This is a genomic window from Spirosoma migulaei (assembly GCF_054776855.1).
This window is the reverse complement of the sequence record NZ_BAAHBG010000010.1, coordinates 362838-384865: the sequence shown is the minus strand read 5'-3', so window position 1 is coordinate 384865 and position 22028 is coordinate 362838. Positions and strand designations below refer to the sequence as shown.

Below are 22028 nucleotides of genomic sequence, written 5' to 3'. Positions count from 1 at the left end.
TGTTGGTCTGTCTACCGCGCTATTCGCTACTAACCATCGTCTTTTGCCAGTTTCTTTTTCACTACATCGGCCGGGTATTTCAGGGCCAGCCGCCGAATATCGTAGCTGAACTCTTCATAGGTTTCTTTCCAGAGTTTGGCTTCTTCGGGCGTGTAATCATAAAAGCCCTGTGCGTTCAGAACGCCTTTGCCACCCGCCTGTACAATATCGTCGATCAGTTTAGGTACTTCCGTCTGGTTGCTCAGGGTTGGGAATAAATCCTTCATGACGGTATGGTAAGCCGGTACGCCTGTCAGGTCCATCCACCGAAACACACCCACCAGCGTCATCCAGTAACCCGCATTATTCCGGCAGGCCCGATCCACATCTTCAACGGTTGCATACCCATTTTCGACCAGGTTGAAGGCTTCCCGATACATAGCGTACATCAGTCGGTTGGTAATAAATCCCCGGATGTCTTTACGAACCAGCGTCGGTTCTTTTCCCCACAGATGCGATAGCGCATAGAGCCACTCAGCGGTGGATACATCGGTCAGGTCGCCACAGATAACTTCCAGAAAACGGGTGGTGTGTGAGGGCTCTGACCAGTGCAAGCCCACGAAGCGGGCAGGCAGTCGAACTTCGCGCTGGAGCAGGCTAATCGGGATGGCTGAGGTGTTGCTGGTAATGATGGCATCGTTGGCCACAACGGCTTCTATTTTCTCGTAGACCGATTTTTTAATTGCCATGTTTTCGAGCGTACACTCCATCACGACTTTACTATCGTTCAGCAGTCCGTAGTCCTCCGTGATCGTCAGTTGTTCCAGATACGACTCGGGGCTTTTCGTAAATAACCCTTCCTGATAGGCTTTCGCCAGATGCTCCCGGATGCGGGGTTCGGCCGTTTCCATATCGGCCGGGAGGGGGGCAACCGCTACCACCGGATGACCCGCTATTAATAGACAGGTAGTAATGCTACAGCCCATTAGCCCCAAGCCAACTACGCCCACGGGTATTGTTTCTGGATTTATTGGTTGGTTCATTACGAGAATTGAGTCAAATAGGTTGACTGACAGGGACTTGTTTTGACTTGCTTATGGACAGATGAAATAGACGCCTGATACTGCCCGTCAATCGGGCAAGTATACGGGATAAATCTAAACAAAAGAAGGTATGAACGGGAAGAATCTGCCTATTGTGGTAACTGAAAGGTTACTTATATTTATGGACGTTTAACTATAGCATGAGCCATGTCATTTCAAGCGTATATCGATAATATCAGGGCGAAGACCGGCAAAGGGCCGGACGATTTTAAACAACTGGCCGACGAAAAAGGCTTACTCAAACCGGGTACTAAAGCCGGCTTCATTTTAGCCTGGCTGAAAGACGATTTTGATCTGGGGCACGGGCATTCCATGGCCATTTACAAGCTCTTTAAAGATGATGGTCTACTATAGGCCTGTTTTATAGACTAGTTGAGTACAGATAAGTAAGCGGCCTCATTCATTCCGCTACTAAAATTATACCTTATTTTATCATGAAAAATATAATACTGGCCCTAATCGCCCTTTCGAGCTTATTCGCTCACTCAACAATTGCCCAAAAGGACAACCAGACATCAGCCCAAGAAGCCATCAAATCAGTCATTACCAACTATGAACAGGCTTGGAACCGCCACGATGCTAAAGCATTAGCCGAGCAATACCATACGGATGCCACATGGGTCAACTGGTTTGGTGCCTATTACAAGGGCCGAGCTGAGATTGAGAAGCACTATCAAACCACCCATACGACCTATTTCAAATCGACTCAGTTTACCACCCGTTCCATTGAGGATATAACCTTCCTCAAACCGGATATGGCCCTGGTTCATGTCCGCACGGATCTAAGTGGAGATGAACGCTATCCGGGCCAGACTTTCCGGTTTCGACGAACGATCTTATTAACCAATAAAGAGGGCAGTTGGCGCATATTAGCAGGCCAAAACGCTAAGCTTAATGAAGGGATAGACTAAGCTTTACCAAGTAAGCGAAATGCACGTAACGATTAACTTTACTGCCACTTATATAACTACTTATATAACTATTATTGACCGCTGGCTAAACAACTTGTCAACGGTGTTGCAACTAGTAGTTCATTCGTAGGAATGACACAATTTTGATACTATAGCCTGAATTAATATGCAACGGAATAGCTTCCTGAAAGCTGGTTTGGCAACAGCTGCCTTTCTGGCTTCTCCTTTCTTGTGGGCAGCAGACGCCCTAAAAAACTACCGCGTTGACAAAGGGTTTAAAGTCGATGCGGGGAAGGACCGATTTAATCATGCCATTTCCCTTTTTGATGGCGATACCTTTATGACCAAGGTATCTACTAAAGACACCAATGGGGATCTGTATGTATATGAATCCAGTCGTGTTAAAGAAGGAGGACCCGCTCTTCACACCCACTTTGATCAGGATGAAATGTGGTATGTGCTGGAAGGAGAATTTTTAATTAAGGTGGGGGATGTCATCCACCAGGCGAAGGCGGGTGATAGTGTGTTTGGCCCGCGAAACGTACCGCATTGTTTTGCCAAAATAGGCACGGGTGATGGCCGTTTATTAATGACGTTCCAGCCCGCGGGTAAAATGGAAGCGTTTTTCCAAAAGGTAAGCGAAGGAGCGCTCAAAACGATGAGCGAAGCCGAACAGGACAAGTTTCGGGAGGAGCATGGCTTTAAACGAGTAGGTCCTCCCATCAATCAGTTAAAAAAGTAGCGTTGATGGCAAGTAAGGCTAACTACTTGTACTTTATTTATTGACCTCTTTTGCGACCCTCTACGGAATTCTATTTTCATTTCCTTTATATAAGTTAAGTGTAGGTCTTGTAGTGCGGTATCAGTTTACTTCTAGTCGGCTATCACCCTTCGCTGAAGTAGCCTACCAATTTGGCAAACCAACTCCTGCGATCAGGGAAGCGATTTTCTTTACTCCAGGCATCAATTTTAGGCTACTCCCCCATGTACGGTTGGAGGCCAGCTATGGGTTTGTTCCTTTTCCTATTAACGAACGAAGAATTGGCCAACCTCAAATCGGGGCTACTATCTTATTGGGCACTTACCGTTGATAGGCAAATAGTTAAAAATCACCTCGCTCGCATGGACACTATGTCAATCAATGGCGGTTGCCCACAAGTTTCTACTGGAGTAGCCGGATTCTTATAACGAATCCATACCGAAGCTGGAAGTTTGAGGGTATTAAAATCGTTATAAGGAGCGGGGAGGCTTGTTGTACGGGCCATGTAGACTGCTTCTGTTTCAGGCTGAATTGTGTAACCACTATCACAAACGTACCCAATGGGTTCGTAAGTAAGAACAGTCGCTTTTACCTCTAGGGGCTCGACTTGACTAGTATAACAACCGAGTAAGCTAAGTAAGAGAAAAACAACCAGTTGTTTCATCAGAGTCATAGTTTACGATAAGACTCAGATGGCTAAAAAACCGTCGTAACGGCTTCCCTATTGTTGTATAAAGCCACAATGTGTTCGGGTTGGGCCAGATAGTTATGCACAAATTCGTGCAGGTACACACCCGCTTATCACATAAGCGTTCCATTCAGTCGGTAAAGCGCCTTACTTTGAGCTTTCTACACTAGCATTGGATCGGTCATGGGTAAGAAAATCCTGGTTTCGTTTGTAACGGCTCTACAAAATATTCGGACTCGTTTCTTCCACACTGTTTTGTCGATACTGGGTATTGTCATTGGCGTGGCCGCGCTGGTGGCTATGCTCTCGTTAATTGATGGGATGGAGCAATATGCCCAGGAACAGATCACGAAAACAACCTCCCTGAAAGCCATTCTGATCCAGCCCAATCTCTACAAATCCGTGAATGAGGTAGGTGTGAAGAAACAGGACTACAACTATTTGACCTACGACTCATTTGTGAAGCTACGGGCAAGCCTGACAAAATCGGCAAAGGGCTATCTCTATAGTCGGCAAAACGACGAAATTACGGCCAAAGCAACCAATCGGTCTGTTGGTACAATCGTTACGGGCATGAACCTCCCAATTCACCCGGACATACAACTGCTATACGGCACTGCCTTTAGCGAAACCGACCTAAAAAACAAGCGGGCCGTTGCGTTTGTCAACCAACGATTGGCGAAACAACTGGTAGGAAAGAAGCCAGAAAAAACGGCTATCAATCAACAGATTGTGTATAAAGGCACTACACTGACCGTGATCGGGATTTCGGCTGATAAAGATGCCAAAGTTGGTCAGTTGATGATGCCCATTACCCTATTTCCTGACAGTGTTCTAAAGGCTACTCCACCCATGTGCGTCATTGAGGCCGAGAATGTAGAAGAAGTCCCTGAACTGAAAAAGCAGATCGAGGGCTGGTTGACCATGAATATGAACACCAAACTGGCCGATTTTTCAATTATCACCAATGAGCAACGGGTGAGTCAGGTAGCCAAAGGCTTTCTCCTGTTTCGCCTGATCATGGGGATGATTGTGGGCATTTCGGTATTAGTCGGTGGAATTGGTGTGATGAACGTACTGCTGATTTCCGTGACGGAGCGGACGGTCGAGATTGGTGTTCGAAAAGCTCTTGGGGCGAAACGGCAGGATATTTTATGGCAGTTCCTGTCTGAATCCATCACGATTTCCACCTTCGGTAGTCTGCTTGGGCTGGCACTGGGACTCCTAAGCACAATGGCTTTCGTGCCCATTGTAAAAGCGCTCACGGATGTGCCGTTTCAGATGGCCTACACCTGGAACACGTTTATCATCATCATGGTCATTGCCATGTTAATCGGTGTCATTTTCGGCACCTACCCCGCCATGCGAGCCGCCCGCCTTGACCCCGTTGAAGCCATTCGACGCGAGTAATGGCCCTTTTGTTGACCGTAGTAACTCGATTGAAACACGGATTGAAACTTATGGGTACACGAAATCTTACACTAGCGTGTCATAAACTCCCAGGTGGCACTGGTGTAGTGAAAGCCAGCGTCTTTGGGCGCAAGCCAACTACCGGTTAGCTGACCTTTTTTGTTCTTTTTGACGTCCAGCCGGGTCCAGGTATACTTGCCTTTTTCATAGTCGAAGGTAATGCCATCGTCATCATAGAGGTTCCAACTGGCTTCGGTTGTACCGTAATACCGAATTTGTAACGGCAGTTTTTCGCTCTCTCCAGGTGTATGCAGCAGGGGCGGAATCATGGGAATGATGCCCCCTTCTTTTACATATACGGGAATGGCTGACAAGCCTGGCTTGATCTCGATCACTTCGCCTTTGCCCGCCAATTTTCCGGTGTAAAAATCGTACCAGTTGCCAGGTGGTAACACCACTTTTCGACTTGTTTCGCCCGCGAACAGGGGCGCTACCAGCAAGTAATCGCCAACCATGAACTGATCCTTGATATCCTGTTTCACGGCCATCGCGTAGGGATTATCCGTAGAGTTCAACTGGGCGGCTGTAGTCTTCTCATCGAATGAAAAGCCATCAATCAGATTCATGGCTCGAATTGGCGGTTTGCCTTCGAAATGATATTGGGCGAAGGTTGTATAGAGGTAAGGCAGCAACTGCATCCGTAGGCGCATGACTGCTTTAACGTCCTCGGCAACCTCGGGGAAAGTCCATGGCTTGGTACCATCGGCCCAGGCGTTGAGCATCGCCATGGGCGAAAAACAAACCGTCTGCATCCGACGCAGCCATTCTTCCGAAGTTTTGGACGTACGCGCTTCGGGTGTCCAGAGTACACCGGCAAAACTACTGGTGCAGAGGGCCGTAATGAAATCGCGGTGATCGTAGTAATCGTTGTAAATCACGTAGGGGAGAGCCGACGCCCCCGCATTGGAGCCGCGTACCAGACCATAGGTTCGCTGGTTCTTTTCCCGAAACCAGCCGTCGGTCATTTTCTGAAATTGCAGCCCATAAATCTGCCGCATCTGCTCGGCACCAATGCTGGATGGGAATTTGGCTACGTCGGGCCACAACCAGTTATCATAGCCATCTACTTCATCAACCTTATAACCAGACACGCCGATGGACAAGTGCTGTTTCGAAAATAAGTCCTTATACAACTGCCGGGCTGGAGCCAGATTGAAATCGGGAACCCGGCCAACCCAAACCGTGTGCGAACCGGTGTACGGCAACACGTCCTTGAAAATGGGTGAATGCGACGAGACGTACGGGTTGATCCACAAGTTGGACCGGATATTCTTCGTCGCCAATTGTTTCAGAAACTGGTCGGGGTGGGGGAATCGTGTGCTGTCCCAAACGAAACTGTTTGGGTAAGAATGAGACTGCCAGCCCGGTTCCAGTCCGACAAAACTCAGTGGGTACCCTTTGGCTTCAAACTCGGCGACTTCGTTCAGAATCTGCTTGTCGGTAAACAGTGTGGGTGTTCGATGCGTGAAACCCAGCCCCCATTTAGGTGGCAAAGTGCCTCCTCCACAATAGAGATTGTACCGCTGCATGACTTCCATGGGTGTACGTCCGGCAAAAACAAATACCTCGGTGCCAGCCGCCGGAATCACCATTTCTACCGCATCGGAGTAAGGCTGCGCATTCCAGTTTCGCTGACTGTTTCGGTTCATCTCGTCGGGGGTGTTAGGCCCCTCGGCCAGCACGCCCGAACCGGCATAAACCGTGATGTAACGGGCCGAATTAATAAGCACACCGTAGCCCAGGCTGGACACGTAAAAAGGAACGGGCGCGTGCGTTCGGCCGTTGTCTTTTCCGTTGTAGTGATCCACGTGTAGCGTCTTGATGGTGCCCCGTTGTTGAACGCTTTTAAAATTCAAGCCGAATCCGAAGAGCTGTTCGTCTTTCTGGAGGGGAAATCGTACTAACGTTTTGCCGTCATTTTTTTCATGCACGCTCGCACTCAGTTGTGTAGGAAATGCGTGCTCGCCCAGCTTTTGCAAACCATCCAGCCGGGGTTTTACTTCTGCAACGGCCAGGGGTGTAATGCCATCCGGACTTCCCACCACCGATTTCCACACACCGGGGGCTATCTGCTGCCACTGAAATGCGGTTTGCTGGCCAAAACCAGCAGTAAATACGAATAGACCGACTGCGAAAAACAGAAATAAACGACGATTCATGGTTTAAGAAAAATAGCGGCCAGGATAAAGCTGCAACTGTAAGCTACAAAACATGCCCTGGCTTCTGCTCTACTGATTCGATTTAATCCTGAACAGGAAGATGTATATTTACAAGCCTTGTATACGTATTGGTAAGATTACTGGAAGTTATACGTAACGGGCTATCACACCGAGTGTTAACTGCTTATAGGTCTATTAAACTGGATGGAAAAGGAAGGCGCAACTGCTCAGCTAGCCGCAGGTAAGGCGAAATTTATCGCGCTTAGTGAAAGCATTATTGAAAAAATAAAAACTGGGGAGTTACTGCCAGGCGATCAGATACCTTCTGAAAATGAACTGATTAAAACCTTCAAAATCAGTAACACAACGGCCCGGAAAACGCTCCTCGAAATTGAATCCAAAGGCTGGGCTCGTCGCATAAAAGGTAAAGGAACTTATGTGCTAAATCGTACAGAAGATCACCACTTGCTTCGTACCCTTGGGTCCATATACGCCACTCGGCGCGGCTTTCACGATAGCCTGATTGCGGAGGGATTTACCCCGAAAAACATCGTTCTGGAGAAAACGATTTTGCAGGACGGTATCTCGTCGGAGATCAACGGGCGGCATTTTATTATAGAAGGCCCTGCCCTGAAACTTCACCAGCTCCGCTATGCCGATGAGCTACTGATTAAAGATGAGGTCAAGTACATTTCCCTGACCCTCTGCCCAAAAATCAACAAAATACCGACGGAGGTTTCGTATTTTAAAGTCTACGAGACTAATTACCACCTGAAAATTAATGAAGTTCAGCAGACGTTGGGCGTAAAAATTCTGGAACCCAACACCACGAATTTTGATCTCAACAAACCAACACCGGTTTTCTTGCTGGATAGCGCCGTGATCTGCAACGGCGATAAAGTTGTTGAAATTGAACAATCGTATTACCACGGCGACAAGTACAAGTTTGCCGTTATTGCGAGTCCCGAATACGATTATCGACCGCCCAGCCCCATTACTTCGTAAACCACTTCAGAATCTCGTCGGCAATGATCTCGTGACCTGCTTTGTTGGGGTGATTCACGTGCGACATGTAGTTGGTCAACTCACCCCGTTTCGCAATCTGCTTAAACCGGGGATAAGGGTCGGCTAAGCCAATGTGATACTGTTCGGCCAGTTGATGGATCTGTTGCACATGGGGCTCCAGTGGATTTTTGGTGTCCAATATATCCAGGCGCTGGTCGGGGGAGGGGGTTAGTAAAATAACCGGTATGTTATGGGCCAGCGCCGATTGTATCATTTTAGTCCAGGCCTCTTTTACCTTGCCAATATCCGAAAATCGGTCGTTTAAGGCGTAATCGATAAACAACACATCGGGCTTATGGACGAGCACATCCTGCTCAAAGCGCGTTTGGCCTTTGATGGCATTCTCTCCGCCAATAGCTGTAACAATCACATTGATAACGGCATACGGATACTGCTTTTTCAGTTTGGCCAGTAGCAGATTCGGATATGATTCCAGCGTATGGACTTCATGGTCATGCCAGAAACCCGCCGGTACCGAATGCCCATGAAACACCAGATTGATGGTTCGGTTTTTCGGCCATTGTATGGTGAGTTCCTGTTTGATGTTGGCTAAATAGGTTACTGAATCGGCCTGCTGGGCATTTGCGCTCAACGATAAGGCCAGAAAAAAGAGGATAAGTAGCTTCATTTGTCTATGATTTAAACGCAAAGGGCGCAAAGGTTTTACAGAGAATGCTTCGACACTAACCTTTTGCGCTCTTTGCGAAAGCCTTTGCGTCTTTGCGTTAAAAAAACAATTTCATTTTTGGTCTGCACCAAGATACTTCTCAAACCAATCGGCCAATACGCCCAAGTCCGATTCCCAGGTTTCATCCCAACCATGAGCACCACCCTGATGGATGATCAACTGAGCAGGTACACCCGCTTTCTTAAGTTGGGCAATGAACCGTTCTGATTGTTCAAGGGGTATAAGTGGGTCTACCGTTCCGTGCAGCACCAGCGTTGGCGGATCATCGCTGGAAATCGCATGATAGGGAGATAATTTCTGCATGACAATTAACTTCTCCGCCCGCGATTTGCCGTCAACCCCAAACTGCGGCCAGAATCGCCGTACGGTGTCGCAGTCAACAAAGAGCCTTCCGGTATGGCCAAAATTAACCAAATCGGCAGGCGGGAAGAAACAGGCTACCGCTTGTACCCGACTGGAAACCCGATCAACGGGATCTGCTAACCTAGCTGTTTGAAGCGTGTCTGATGGAACAGCCCGACCTACACCCGTTCCTATTGATAGAGAAATATGACCGCCAGAACTCATGCCTGATATCCCCAATCGGTTTGGATTAACGTTGTATTCGGCAGCATGGAATCGAATGAATCGTACGGCCCGGTGTGCATCCTGAATAACTTCATTGACCTGGAATTTCGGTGCCGATCCATGAATGACCAGAAATACGGTTTGGCCCCGATCGGTGAAATAATGGAAGTGTTTTCGTCGCTTTTCAATCATACTGATGTCGGAGTGCCAGCCACCACTGAGTACGAAAATGACGCCAATGCCGTTGGGTTTAGCAGGCTTCAGCACATCCATCGTCAGCGCTGTGCCAAACTTATGGCCATAAATAACATCCCGAATGTGGGTTGGGTCATCAGCAATCACCTGGCTCGACTGCCCCAATGAAACCGTCGAAATCAACACTAGCAGCAGATACCACACATGCTTTTTCATCGCCCTCTCAATTCGTGGTTTTTGTCGTTGCAATCGTAACGGGTCCCAGTAAACCTGACTTAATCAAGGGTAATTTCTCCCACGGAACCAGGTTTTTGTTGGCTTTGGTAATATTCGTTTTGGTGTATTTTTCGCCCGTTATGGCATCACCCGTTAATCGATTCGACCAGGTATTCGCCACGTCGATGCGGAGCGTATTGGCCCCCGGTTTGATGACATTGGTGACGTCGAAGCGGTAAGGCGGTGTCCAGACAATACCTAACGGCTTGTTATTTAACCAGACCTCGCCCACGTTCGTCAGCTCTCCCAAATCAAGATAGATCCGATCTTTGGGCGTACCAGAAACCGGTTTGTATTGAAAACCCTTGTGATAAGTAGCCGTTCCGGAGAAATACCGAATGCCTTTTTGATCCGATTCCGTCCAGGAAATCAGGTTGGGAAAGGTAGCCGATTCAGGCGCTCCCCAATTGGTTGGAAACGTGAGCTTCCAGGGCCCATCCAGACGCATGACGGGCTTTAGGGTTTCGGGACCGACAAAGCCAGCAGCGGTCTTAGGAGCTGACGATGGCTTGCCGAATACTACAAAATAGGCACCGTAAGGCGGTAGCGAAACGGGTATCTGAATACGACCATTCTCCTGTTTAACCTTGGTTATTGATAATACGTCGCCCGAAATAGGATCCCAGATTTCAGGCGTTTTCCCCTGTTGACGGAACTGGCAGGTTTTCGAAATCCACTGACTGGTGGTGTTTCGAATGAGGTAAAAATCCAGGCCATCGCGCTGATAATGAATATAGTCCAGTGGTGTAAACCGCTGATCGGCTTTCTGTCCATCGTAGCTGAAGTCGGGGGAAATGCGTAGAGCCGTTAGGGCTGGCAACGCTGGTTGTTGATCGATCAGTTTGGCTCCCTGTGCGGCCAGTTTTTTTAGTTTGGTGCGGGCTTCGGCGGGTATCCGTCCCTCGTTGCCAATGCTCAATACCTTGTAACGCCCAACGCCCGGCAAGACCCATTCGCCCTTTTCGACGGTTAAATCCCGCAGCAGAACTTCCGTATTAATTACTTCGTAATCATAACCTGGCCCGACCGCAAACCGGGTGTTCTTGGGAGGGATCAGGTTCGGTACGTTATCGCCGTAGTAGTGCAGAACATCGGCCACAAAATCAGCTTTTTGCAGGATATAGGAAATGCGGCCGAGGTAGTCATTAAAGGGCTTGACTTTAGGCCACCAGGTATTCCGGTCGTTATAATGTGTACCGGCAAAATAGGCGATGCCGGGGTGTCCCATCTCGGTCGGGTTGTGCGGAAATCCGTGAATAACCAGTCGGTTCATACCTTCGCAGAACGCACGGTCGGCGAGGGGTTTCAAATCCGACGGGCCTTCCTGCCAATCCCAGTAGCTGGTAAATGACTCTTCTTCGACTAACCCACGCTTGTAAATGTGCGAAGCGGCTGCAATCTCTTTTACCAGATAAATCATGTCGACCAGACTGTCTTTGTCGTTTTCCAGAAAAAACGTGCGGTTGTACCAATACTCCCCGCGCGGCACATCCAACGACCCCAGTGCCTTTAATGTTTCGACCGGAATGTGGTGCAGATGGCCCGGCCCACCCGATTCGGAAATGATCTGCAATCCGTAGCTGTTGCAGATTTCTTTCGCTTTTCGGTAATGGTTGTTGATCATCAACTCCGACAGCGTTTTGTCGAAGTCAAACTGGAAGTTCCTGGCAACTTCTGCCCGGTAGTGCTCCGGGTTGTAAATGGCGGGCAAAAACTTGTAGAGGTCGTAGCCATGTAGTTTTTTGAAGGCGGCTGGTAGGGTAGGGGTCCAGGTAAATTCTTTAGCTTCGTAGCTGGCGAGGTATAAATTTTTCAGCGCACTTTTCCGAAAATCGCCGATATGCGGTTTCAGTCGGTCAATGAAATACATGACGTGCATGCGCGTGGCCGTCGAATCAAAATGGTCGATGATCGGGCCGACCGAATTAGGCGTTGGCCGAATCAATTGTTCGCCCGAATTGGAGCAGATATAGCGGTAAATGGCCCATTCTCCCGCTGGTGCCTTCCATGTTAATTCTTCTTTTTTTGAGTCAAAAAAGGCCGATACATTGATGACTTTGGTGGTATCGAGCTGCGCTTGTTGACCCGCCGGAAGGGCAATAACGGCCACTTCTTCATGGTAAACCGGTTTTCCATCCGGGCCGTAGGCAATAGGGCGAGGCTTTCCCTGCTTGTCGGGCGGGATGGTTGGGAACGGTAAGCGAATGGTTGACTGGCCAGAACCGTTAACGACTACTTTAGAAAAGTAAAGTGTTTTGGCCGCGTGCTGTGGCTTCACCCAGCTTCCCCCGGCATTCCAGCTACTGGCTAAATTCAGGCCTACTTCCAGCCCTAGTTTGCCCGCTTCCCGAATAGCCATGTGAATCGTTTTTACGGACGCATCGCTCATGAAGGCCGGGCCTGCCGGAATAATCTGATTGGGATCGCTGGCGGGTGGTAACCCGATTTCAAAAATATCGACTCCGCCTAATCCAGCATTTTTGATAGACCTCAATTCTTCTTTCAGTCGAACGGTATCGACATAGCCATTCAGCCACCACCAGTACACTTTGGGCCGGGCGTGAATGGGTGGATTTTTGAACCCTTCTTGTAGGGTTATGTAGGTGTCGGTCTCAGGCTTCGTGCTCTGAAACGAAACCATAGCGACCGCTAGCCCAAGCCCGATCAGGGAGGAAATGAGTTTCATAAGGAAAGAGGTTAAGGGTAGGAGTTTAACCGCAAAGGGCGCAAAGGTTTCGCAAAGAGCGCAAGGGTTATTGAAGAGATCGCTATGATATTTGTAGTGCTGTCAGATGCTTACATCTGACACGAAAGGTTTCTCAAAACCTATTGGTTTGAACAGTAGGTTTTGAGAAACCTTTCGTGTCGGTTTTGAGAAACCGACATCACAGCATATCATGGCACCACAGCTACCAAAACGCCACTAAATCGCCAGTCACGTTTTCAACTACATAATGGGTACCGTACTTTTTATCGCCTAGTTTAAAGGCGGTTTGCCCTTTTTTCCACGGGTAGCTTGTATTCGTGTACACGTGTAAGCTCTGGTCCGTAACGTCATCATCGGGATAGATGCGCACCGTTGCGTTTTTCAAGCCCATCAGCCGGATGCACCGTTGCATATGCTGGACGCCTGACGTCATTTCCTGACAGGAGACAATACCATCCGCCTGATCAATGAAAATGCGGCTTTCCCGATGCCAGGCTTTAGGCATGGAATAAACCGAATAGCCGTTGGCCAACTCCGTTTCGTAGCCCGTCAGAATGGGCGCGCCCTGGGGTAATTTGAACTGATGCGTGATGGTTGTATTGGGGCAATAGCCTGAGAAGAAAAAGCCATTACTACCTCGGGAAATGGTTAGTACCGGGTTCTTTACCGACGGGTTTCGCTTATCGATTCGGTAGTCCAGACCAAACTGATTCAGGACGTAGCGCATCAGCAGTGGGCCGGTGAAAAGCTGTTCAGGATCATCCGGTGTCAGGAGTTTGCCGCCCGTAAACTTGCTCGAATTGGTGCCGCGTACATAGGCCAGTTTGCCGCCTTTCCATTCCGGCTTTTCGCGCACCCAAACAACATCTCGTTCGTTACTAGCCTGTGTCATTTTTGCCAGAACTTTAGTATTCACATCGGCCTTGTTCTTCACCTGTGTTGCAATGCCACCACCCGAAAACAGCGCGTTATGGATGATCTTAGTCGGGTATTTTTTCGTCAGCTCGTCCAGCGTTATGGTTGAATTGACCTGAAATTCTCCGTCAATGGCAGTCGTATTCTGAAGATTTAGCAGATTCAGGAAGGCGCTTCCGGCATGGTCGGCTGGCCCGTAAACGAGTAGTTTGCCGCCAGTCTGCACAAAATCGATCAGCGTTTTTTCGAGCGACGACCCCGCTTCCGGCACGATAGAGACCAGAATTGACTCATTGAAATACGCTGGTTTTGCCGCTAGTACTTTCTGAAGCGAACCCGTTGAGGTAATCGTATTCAGCGGGAAACCGTTGTTGATGGCCTGCCGAATGAGCCAGTCGCCGTAATATATTTCCGGTAATCGGTCGGGTTGTTTGTAGGCCCAGCTATGGTACTCATCGAATGGATAGACCCAGACCAGTGGCCCTGCTGCGGTGGGCGCATCGTAGCGGGCTTTCAGAATGTGGGGTGTTACTTCGTCCGGTACCTGAGCGGGCATTTCGCCGTAGGAATTGTCGGCTGTCAGGAAATTCAAGTGCGTTGGCAGCTTTATTTCGCCCTTCGCGTTGATGCGAGATACCGCCATGGGCAGGTAAATATCGTGCGGCTCCTGCCCGTAACGATCCAGCCAGGGGCTATTCACCCACCAGGGGTCATGCGTGTAATAGCGGAACAGATAGCGTTCATCAGGCAACTCGGCCATCCGCGACATATACCCAACCATTTCCAGGCCGAAATCGCCATCCAGAGCCGCCCAGGGCGAATTGGGTGGAGGCAGCATGTTGTAATGGCCACCGTAAATCTGTTTCAGATCGACACCATCGCGGGCTAAATCTGCCCCTGTCGATAAGTTAGTTCCGCGCGTTTGAATCTGAAAAGTAGGGCACTCCTTGCGAAACAGATTCCAGAAACCCGCAATCAATTCTTTGGTGTTCGCTAATTTTTCGGGTGCAAACGCCTTGCCGTTAAAGATAGCCCCGGTCGATGACCAGCCCTCAACCCCGAAACCAAACCCATTGCTGAGCCAGATGTAATCGTAGCCTAAATCGGTGAGGAAATGCTGACTTTGTCGGCCCAGAAACGTACCAAAAGGGGTATTTGCCGGAATGCCTTTTGGGAAACCGGCATAGGCCTCTGTATCGGCATTTAGGGTCGAATAACAACTGACCATAGTCTTGTGCCCCATGGCATTACCACCGAGAATTTCCGGGTGTTTTTTGTACTTGAACTCCGACTTGGCAAACTCCGGCCCCGGATCAAACGTAGCGCCAATCATGACGGGTTTGCCCGTAATGCGCTTGCCTGTTTCTTTCAGCGTTTGAATAATGAATTTCAAATCGCCGTAGGTGAAGGCGGGCGGGTTTTCGATGTACAGGTAGGCCCGTTCGTGAAGGGATAACTCCTTCGGACCCGACCCAACTTCGTGCTCGGTATTTGGATTGCCGATGTAGCGAGCCCATTCCAGCGGCTGAGTCAGCTTGCCTTTGTAGTCCAGAATCTCCGATCCATCGGATGTCCAGAGCATCACCGAAACCGTGTCGGTATGTCGCAGCAATGATGACCATTGCGTAAACAACTCTGTAGCCACCTGTTGAATGTAGGCCTTGTCGTTTTTCTTGAACGGCTTCAGCGACGCTTCCAGCGTGATGTTGTTGAAGTTCTTTCCCCGCAAGGTCGAGTTATCCAGATTGGGCGTGTCTACTGTGGTTGTAAAGCCCAGAATGACAATGCTTAACAGGCAGAGGGAGGTTAGGAGTTGGGTACGCATGGGTTGAAAAGTTTCACGTTCTCGCTTGGCTTCGCCGAGTGAGGGCTATTGTTTCAAGGGCCTCTGGCCCGTTTTTAACTTAAGTTGCTAGTCTCCGGCCAGAGGCCGTTAAAAAATAGCCCTCACTCGGCGAAGCCAAGCGAGAACGTGAGATTTTTATGATGATTATGATTTTATAAGATTTGAGGATCATATGGTTATCATAATCATCATAAAAATCAGCGTTCTATTTATCAATACCCCGGATTCTGCTTCAGCTTTGGATTCAAGTCGATCTCCGCCTGCGGAATCGGGAACAACAGCTCGAAATCCTGCACCGAAAAGTTAAGTTTCTGACTGGCATAATGTGCATTCAGTACGGTCTGGGCCCGCCCGGTTCTGACCAGATCGAACCACCGATGGCCTTCGTACAGTAATTCAACCCGTCGTTCACGTTCAATAGCTAATCGCAGATCCGCTTGTGAAAGGTCAGCTAAGGCGGGTAATTTAGCCCGTTGACGTACCTGATTGATGTAAGGCAGTGCATCCGTGGTTTTACCTTGCTCGTTCAGGACTTCGGCGTACATGAGTAATACGTCGGCAAATCGAAGAATGGTGAATGAAACACTGCCATCACTGGGATCAACGGCTTTAAAATCGACAAACTTCAAGCCGTAGCGACTGTATGATTTCTTGCCGCCAATCAACGTTACCGAATCGTTGACGGAGATAGCTTTACGGGCATCACCGGTTTCGTAGGCTTTGATTACATCCAGCGTCGGCACAATCCGGCCCGATCCCTGCGAATTGTTTGGGAAGATAGCCATGCTCGTGATCGCGGGTGTGAACAACGACGAGTAATTGTTGCCCAGGGTTTGCCCTGATAAATAGTCGATTTCCAGTAGAGTCTCGGCAAGATTCGTATTACCATTGGTTGACAGTGTTTTGTAATCGGCCACCAGTGAATATTGCTTGGAGTCGATCACTTCTTTCAGCTTTGTGGCGGCCAGGTCGTAATTCTGTTGCGTCAGATAAACCTTGCCCAGCAGCGCTTTCACCGTCATCTGAGAGGCCTTGGTTTTATCCGTAACTACCGTAGCAGGCAAGAGCGTTTCGGCGCTGGTTAAATCGGCAAGGATCAATTTATAGGCTTCTTCTTTGGGCTTCAGCGTTAAATCGGCGGCCGATACCTGGGCCGGGCTGGTGAAGGTTTGGGTCGCAATCGGCACATTCCCGAACATACGAACCAGATAGAAATAACTGAACGCCCGCAAAAACTGCGCTTCGCCTTTGATTCGGTTCTTGGTGGTCTGGTCGAAGTTAACCGCGTCAATCCGGTTCAGAATATTGCTGGACTGCGAGATGGTATACAAACAGGTATTCCAGGCCGATCTGGTAAAAGCGTTCGTTGCCGTAACGGCATTCTGATCCAGCTGCATCTCATCAGCCGAGGGCGACGACCACTGGATTTCGGTATTATCGGTCGTCAATTCGCCAATGTAGTGAACGACGCTACCGCTGTACAAACCCCGAAAGGTGCTGTACACGCCAACTAAAGCCGTTTCAAAATCATTTTGATTCTGATAAAAACTCTGATCACTGATCTGGTAAGCCGGCTTCAGATTTAGAAAATCCTGGCAGGAGGTTAAGGTGGCCGTCAGAAAGAGTATGGCCAATAATTTCTTTTTCATGACAGTTAAAGGGGTTATGAATGGATAATGTAAAATGTATAATGAGTAATGTATAATGCGAAATGATGCTCAGTAAGCTATTGGCTTTCAGTGGCTTGATATTCATTGTTCATTATACATTTTACATTAATCAATATTCATTAGTTTAGAAGGTCACACGCAGCCCCAGCGTATATGTCCGTGGGTTTGGATATGAGAAAAAGTCGACGCCACTTTTGGCCAGGTTATCGCCCCCGGTGCTGCCTTCCGGGTCATAGCCAGGATACTTGGTGAACGTGTACAGGTTCGTGACATCAGCATAGACAGAAAGCGCCTGAAGTTTCAGCTTGCTGATTGTCGTTGCCGGGAAGGTGTAGGACAGATTCACATCCCGAATGCGGGTGAAGGACCCGTCGAACAGGTATTTGGTCGTACCGGCGCTGAAGCCAAAAGCGTAATCGTTCCGAATGGCCCGACTATATAAACCGGCCCCTGGACTTTCGGGCGATTTCCACCGGTCGGCCATGACTGCCAGCTGGTTTTGCACCCCGGCTCCGTTCAGGTTGACTTCGCCCCCCTGGAAATAAACCTGGTTGCCGTAAGTGCCGTTCAGGCTAACGCTCAGTGCGAAATTCTTGTAGCTGAACCGATTGCCTAATCCCCAGGTAAATTTGGGCCAGGGATTTCCCACAATGGTTTTGTCCGATGTATTGATGGTGCCATTGCCATCTGCATCCTGGTACTTGTAGTCGCCCGGTTGAACACGCGGGTTCTGGATGGGGCTTTTACTGATTTCCTCCTGGGTCTGGAAAACGCCTAGAATGTTGAGAAGCCGGAAACTGGAAATTGGATAGCCAACTTGCGCTACCTGATAATCGGACGTAACAATCCGGGCCGCATCCGAATTGAGAGCCAGCACTTTATTCCGGTTCCAGCTAATGTTGAAGTCGGTGTTCCACTGGAAAGGACCTTTCCCGATGTTCTGCGAGTTGATCGTTAGCTCAAGGCCCTTGTTTTCAACCTCGCCAATGTTCTGAACCGAACTGCCGAAGCCAGATGCCGATGGTAAGGTTACGTTCAACAACAGGTTCTTCTTGTAGGCCTGATAAGCATCGACCGTAAACGAGAGTCGATTACTAAACAGGGAAAGATCCACCCCTATATTCGATTGTACCGATTGTTCCCAGGTTAACTGGTCGTTCGCTAAACTAGTCGGTACGATACCGGAAACGATCTGACCGTTAGATACCGTTCGGGCTACGCCCAGCAAACCCTGGGTGGCATAGTTTGGGATCAGGTTATTTCCCGAAACTCCGAAGCTAGCTCTGATTTTCAGGTCGCTGATAAAACTCGCCGATTTCATGAATGGCTCATCCGACAAACGATAAGCGGCTGACAGTGACGGAAACGTGCCCCAGCGATTCTTAGCCCCAAAGCGCGAACTGCCATCCTGCCGAATGGTAGCGGTTAGTAAATATTTACCGGCATAGGTGTAGTTCACCCGCGCCAGCCACGACATGATGGCCCATTCGCTGATGTAATTCGTACCGGTCGAAACAGTACCAGCGGCCAGATAAGGCACATAATCCGTCGAAAAGCCCGTAGCGCCCGCCTGTAAAATCTCATCCGAATTTTTCTGGATCGTGTAGCCCACTAAGGCATCGATGTCGTGCTTGCCGCCAAACTTATGCCGGTAATTGATCGTGTTTTCATTTAGCCAGTTCAGGCTTTTGATTTCGGTAGAAGCCGCCGTTGCAGCACCCGTGCGGCTGGTAGCCAGCCCAACCTTCGACGATTTCCACAACCGCGTGACGTTGTTCGAGTAATTCACTCCAACCGACGTTTTTAGAATCAGACCCGGAGCCAGTTCAAATTGCAGGTAGTTATTCGTGAACACATTGGTATTGTTGCGTTTGTCCGAAAATTCGGCCGCAATCACCAGTGGATTTTCGACCGGGATACCTGTTGGGCTGGAGAACTCGGAATAAGGCGTTCCATCAGGATTCGTCACTGGAATCGTTGGGTCACTAGCCAGAGCCGCCGAGATTAAGCCCCGGTATTGCAGGTGACCTTCGGCTCGGGCAAAATCACCATAAGAGTGAGCACCGGAAAATGAAGCCCCAATTTTCAGACGGGAGGTGAGTTGCGCGTCAATATTGGTGCGAAGCGTGAATTTACTGAAGTCAGAGCCAATGATGATCCCTTTCTGATTGAAAAAGCCGCCGGATACATAGTAGCTCACATCCTTGCTGGTTCCGCTAGCCGACAGCTGATAGTTCTGAACCATTCCTTTTCGGAAGATCACATCCTGCCAATCGGTGCCGTAGCCTGCATCGGCAAACTGGCCTGGATTCCGGAATTCGGGTTTCACCTGCGTAGCTGTACTGCGAACACTGTTGGGGTCAGAGGCTTTGCCTCCCGCAAATACCCAGGCGTTGTCGCGCCCTTCGGCCACGAATTCGGCATACTGGCGGGGTGTCAGCAACTTCATTTTTCGGGCTAACTCCTGCACGCCTGTTGAGTGCTCGAAGCTAATGGTCGGCTTGCCCAATTTACCCCGTTTCGTGGTGATGATAATGACCCCGTTGGAACCCCGCGACCCATAGATAGCCGTGGCAGATGCATCTTTCAACACCTGAATCGATTCAATATCTGAGGGATTTATGATGCTGAGTGGATTGATCCGGTTCGTTGAACTGCTACTGGCCAGGCCGCTCGCTGAATATGAGTTCGACGCAAAGGTGCTCAGGTCAGAACCGCCACCACCCGTGCCAATCGCGTACCCATCCACCACATACAGGGGCGAGTTGCCGCCCGTAATGGAGCTAATGCCCCGAACAATCACGTTGACGTTGCCACCTGGCGCGCCTGAGGTCTGGGTAATCTGTACACCAGCCACTTTGCCCTGCATCATCTGATCGACACTGGTTGCGGAGGGCACCGGCACCAGGTCTTTGCTGGTCAGGTTAACAATAGAGCCTGTTAGGTCTTTCTTACGCTGGGTGCCATAGCCGACCACCACCACATCCTGCAATTGCTGCTGATCGGTTTTCAGGGCGATATTGAAACTGGTCCTGTTCGCAACGGAAAGCTCCTGGGGCGCATACCCGATGAAGCTGATCACCAGCGTTGCATTCGATGCTACATTCAGCTTGAAATTCCCATTCACATCCGTCGTGGTGCCGTTTGTGGTTCCTTTCTCGGTAACCGTTGCGCCAACTAATGCTTCACCATCTTCAGAAGCCGTGATTTTGCCGCTCACCAACCCTTTGGTCGATTGGGCAGACACATCATGTACGATAGACAATACGCTTAACATGCTGCCAATCACAAGGAGTCGCAGCCGATAAAATAAAAAATAGTTCATGATTAATCGGTTAAGGTTTAAGTAGAAAAAATGGATAATGAATAATGTAAAATGAAAAATTGTCGATCGTTAACCGGTTGATTATAAAGGTTATGTATCCAGTTTTGCGTTTACATTATCCATTTTGCATTATTGATTTATCCGTTGATAATTACGGATTCGATCTTCAGGTAATCGGCGATCTTCTGAATCGTTTCGGCATGATGACCGACACCCAGGGCAAAATGATGGGTTGGGCCTTCGTTGATCCAGCGTTTCAGGAACGTACGAACATCTGGTTTGAAGAAGCCGCGCGTATTCGTGTTGCCCGTTGGCGGAATAGGCCCTGCAATCGACTCTCCTTCGGCAATGATGAATTTCATTTTGCCTTCGTAGGTCGAGTTGATGCTCAGCATCGTAATCGGGCCCTCTTTGATTTTGAATTCGACGCCCGCCCCGAAACCGGGTTTGCCGTGGTATTTTTTCAGGCTTCGTAATACGGGTTGGCCTTCCGCAATGGCGATGTTATGGGGGCCATCGTGACCGACCAGTACAAAGTCTTCCTTGAAATCGACCGGGTGAAACTCGGCGAAACTTCCGCCAATGCCCAGCCGCTCCATGATGAGCATGGCAATACAGGTTTTCAAATCCGATTCACCACACATCGGGAAACCCGCGCCCTGAAGTAAGGAGTTACCCACAATCAGGTTCGACATAACTACTCGGGTGTCACTCTCTTCCGGGCCATCGTAGTAATAGGCAAGCCCATCTAACTTTTTGGCCTTAATGAATTTTTCTAACGCCACAGCCGCCTGAGCTGCAATCTGTAGATCAGAGTCTCGCAGTTTCTCGGAGATAGGGTCGGAGACTGGGTCGGGGGTATCGAAAAACGCCAGAATACGCTCTTTCACCGCATCGATTTCGCCTTCTGTTGCCTGTTGATACTGCGTAACGATTTCGTGGGCTTCGCACTGAACGATGTGTGCACCAAAATGAGCGGTCAGCATCGTTGAATCGGAGTGCATATCCAGCATGGCTTCGATCGGGTGACCAATGTGCCCGATTCTGGCCGTTTTTAAGTCGTGCAAAACAACGGCAATCCGGCAATATTTACTGATTTCGGCATCGGCAGCCGGGTCGTCATAGAGCGTACCAATAATCATTTGAGGCACTTTTTTGCCCATCCGAACAGCTACACCCGCAAACTCGGGCAAGGCGCAGATGTCGTCGTTGTACAGTTGCAGATAGGTCGATGCCTGACTGTAGTTCATGGCCTTGTCAGGCTGAAGGGCTACCAGAACAATAGGCGTGTCGATGCTTTTGATGATCACCCCAAACGTACTTGAGGTTGCATAGGTGAGCATGTCGCAGAAAATCAGGTCCAGATTGGCCGCGTTTAGCTTCGGAACAAGCTCATAGGCTTTCGTAACGTCGTCGACAAGCCCAAAATCAACAATCTCCACCGAGTGTTGGGACTCGATTTTCTCGATGAAGACGGCTTGTTTTTTCAACAAATCGTCCAGTAAGCCGTCGAACTGACCCCAGTATTTAAAATACCCCACACCAAACACCCCGATTCGGGCACGCGTTGGTTTTCGTTTTGCGAATCTGGCTTCATTGGCTTCTGCTACTCCGTTCAGTAATTGGCTCTGCATATAAATTAGAGTTGGTGTCTTTGATTAGAAAGGTTAGTGCACTAAGTTGATTTTGATGTCGGATTGCCCT

General features: G+C 49.2%; 14 protein-coding genes. 5 read left to right on the top strand and 9 right to left on the bottom strand.

Features of this window, described 5'->3' with window-relative positions; all coding sequences use genetic code 11:
• Positions 1-29: 29 nt before the first annotated feature.
• On the bottom strand, positions 30-1022 hold the full coding sequence (locus ACYVGO_RS12150; protein WP_460969496.1) for a 3-hydroxyacyl-CoA dehydrogenase family protein: 993 nt from the start codon (positions 1020-1022) through the stop codon (positions 30-32).
• Between the two features lie 207 nt (positions 1023-1229).
• On the opposite strand from ACYVGO_RS12150, the gene ACYVGO_RS12145 reads away from it, so the two are divergent.
• The 4 genes from ACYVGO_RS12145 to ACYVGO_RS12130 all read left to right on the top strand — a co-directional run bounded on the left by ACYVGO_RS12145 (position 1230) and on the right by ACYVGO_RS12130 (position 4851).
• A complete protein-coding gene (locus tag ACYVGO_RS12145) occupies positions 1230-1436 on the top strand; it encodes a DUF4287 domain-containing protein (protein ID WP_460969495.1) in 207 nt (68 codons plus the stop codon).
• 80 nt (positions 1437-1516) lie between these two features.
• The gene (locus ACYVGO_RS12140) at positions 1517-1993 is read left to right on the top strand and encodes an SgcJ/EcaC family oxidoreductase (protein WP_460969494.1); all 477 of its coding nucleotides are present in this window, start codon (positions 1517-1519) and stop codon (positions 1991-1993) included.
• Positions 1994-2159: 166 nt separating this feature from the next.
• Complete coding sequence (locus tag ACYVGO_RS12135) at positions 2160-2735, top strand: cupin domain-containing protein (protein ID WP_460969493.1); 576 nt, start codon at positions 2160-2162, stop codon at positions 2733-2735.
• 889 nt (positions 2736-3624) lie between these two features.
• Positions 3625-4851: an ABC transporter permease gene (locus tag ACYVGO_RS12130; RefSeq protein WP_460969492.1), complete on the top strand. Its 1227-nt coding sequence runs from the start codon at positions 3625-3627 to the stop codon at positions 4849-4851.
• A gap of 71 nt (positions 4852-4922) precedes the next feature.
• On the opposite strand, the gene ACYVGO_RS12125 is transcribed toward ACYVGO_RS12130, so the two are convergent.
• The gene (locus tag ACYVGO_RS12125; protein WP_460969491.1) at positions 4923-7070 is read right to left on the bottom strand and encodes a TIM-barrel domain-containing protein; all 2148 of its coding nucleotides are present in this window, start codon (positions 7068-7070) and stop codon (positions 4923-4925) included.
• Positions 7071-7274: 204 nt separating this feature from the next.
• On the opposite strand from ACYVGO_RS12125, the gene ACYVGO_RS12120 reads away from it, so the two are divergent.
• Complete coding sequence (locus ACYVGO_RS12120; protein WP_460969490.1) at positions 7275-8075, top strand: GntR family transcriptional regulator; 801 nt, start codon at positions 7275-7277, stop codon at positions 8073-8075.
• Here the strand turns inward: ACYVGO_RS12120 and ACYVGO_RS12115 are convergent.
• The 7 genes from ACYVGO_RS12115 to ACYVGO_RS12085 all read right to left on the bottom strand — a co-directional run bounded on the left by ACYVGO_RS12115 (position 8065) and on the right by ACYVGO_RS12085 (position 21958).
• A complete protein-coding gene (locus tag ACYVGO_RS12115) occupies positions 8065-8763 on the bottom strand; it encodes an SGNH/GDSL hydrolase family protein (protein WP_460969489.1) in 699 nt (232 codons plus the stop codon). The genes ACYVGO_RS12120 and ACYVGO_RS12115 overlap by 11 nt on opposite strands.
• 111 nt (positions 8764-8874) lie before the next feature.
• The gene (locus tag ACYVGO_RS12110) at positions 8875-9801 is read right to left on the bottom strand and encodes an alpha/beta hydrolase (protein ID WP_460969488.1); all 927 of its coding nucleotides are present in this window, start codon (positions 9799-9801) and stop codon (positions 8875-8877) included.
• A 7-nt stretch (positions 9802-9808) separates the two neighbouring features.
• Entirely contained in the window at positions 9809-12547 is a 2739-nt protein-coding gene (locus ACYVGO_RS12105) for a glycosyl hydrolase (protein ID WP_460969487.1), read from the bottom strand.
• 223 nt (positions 12548-12770) lie between these two features.
• A complete protein-coding gene (locus tag ACYVGO_RS12100; RefSeq protein WP_460969486.1) occupies positions 12771-15308 on the bottom strand; it encodes a hypothetical protein in 2538 nt (845 codons plus the stop codon).
• A 233-nt stretch (positions 15309-15541) separates the two neighbouring features.
• Positions 15542-16978, bottom strand: coding sequence for a RagB/SusD family nutrient uptake outer membrane protein (locus ACYVGO_RS12095; protein WP_460969485.1), 1437 nt, complete (start codon positions 16976-16978; stop codon positions 15542-15544).
• A gap of 145 nt (positions 16979-17123) precedes the next feature.
• Positions 17124-20324, bottom strand: a complete 3201-nt coding sequence (locus ACYVGO_RS12090; RefSeq protein ID WP_142771323.1) for a SusC/RagA family TonB-linked outer membrane protein — start codon at positions 20322-20324, stop codon at positions 17124-17126.
• 137 nt (positions 20325-20461) lie between these two features.
• Entirely contained in the window at positions 20462-21958 is a 1497-nt protein-coding gene (locus ACYVGO_RS12085; protein WP_460969484.1) for an L-fucose/L-arabinose isomerase family protein, read from the bottom strand.
• Between the last annotated feature and the right edge of the window lie 70 nt (positions 21959-22028).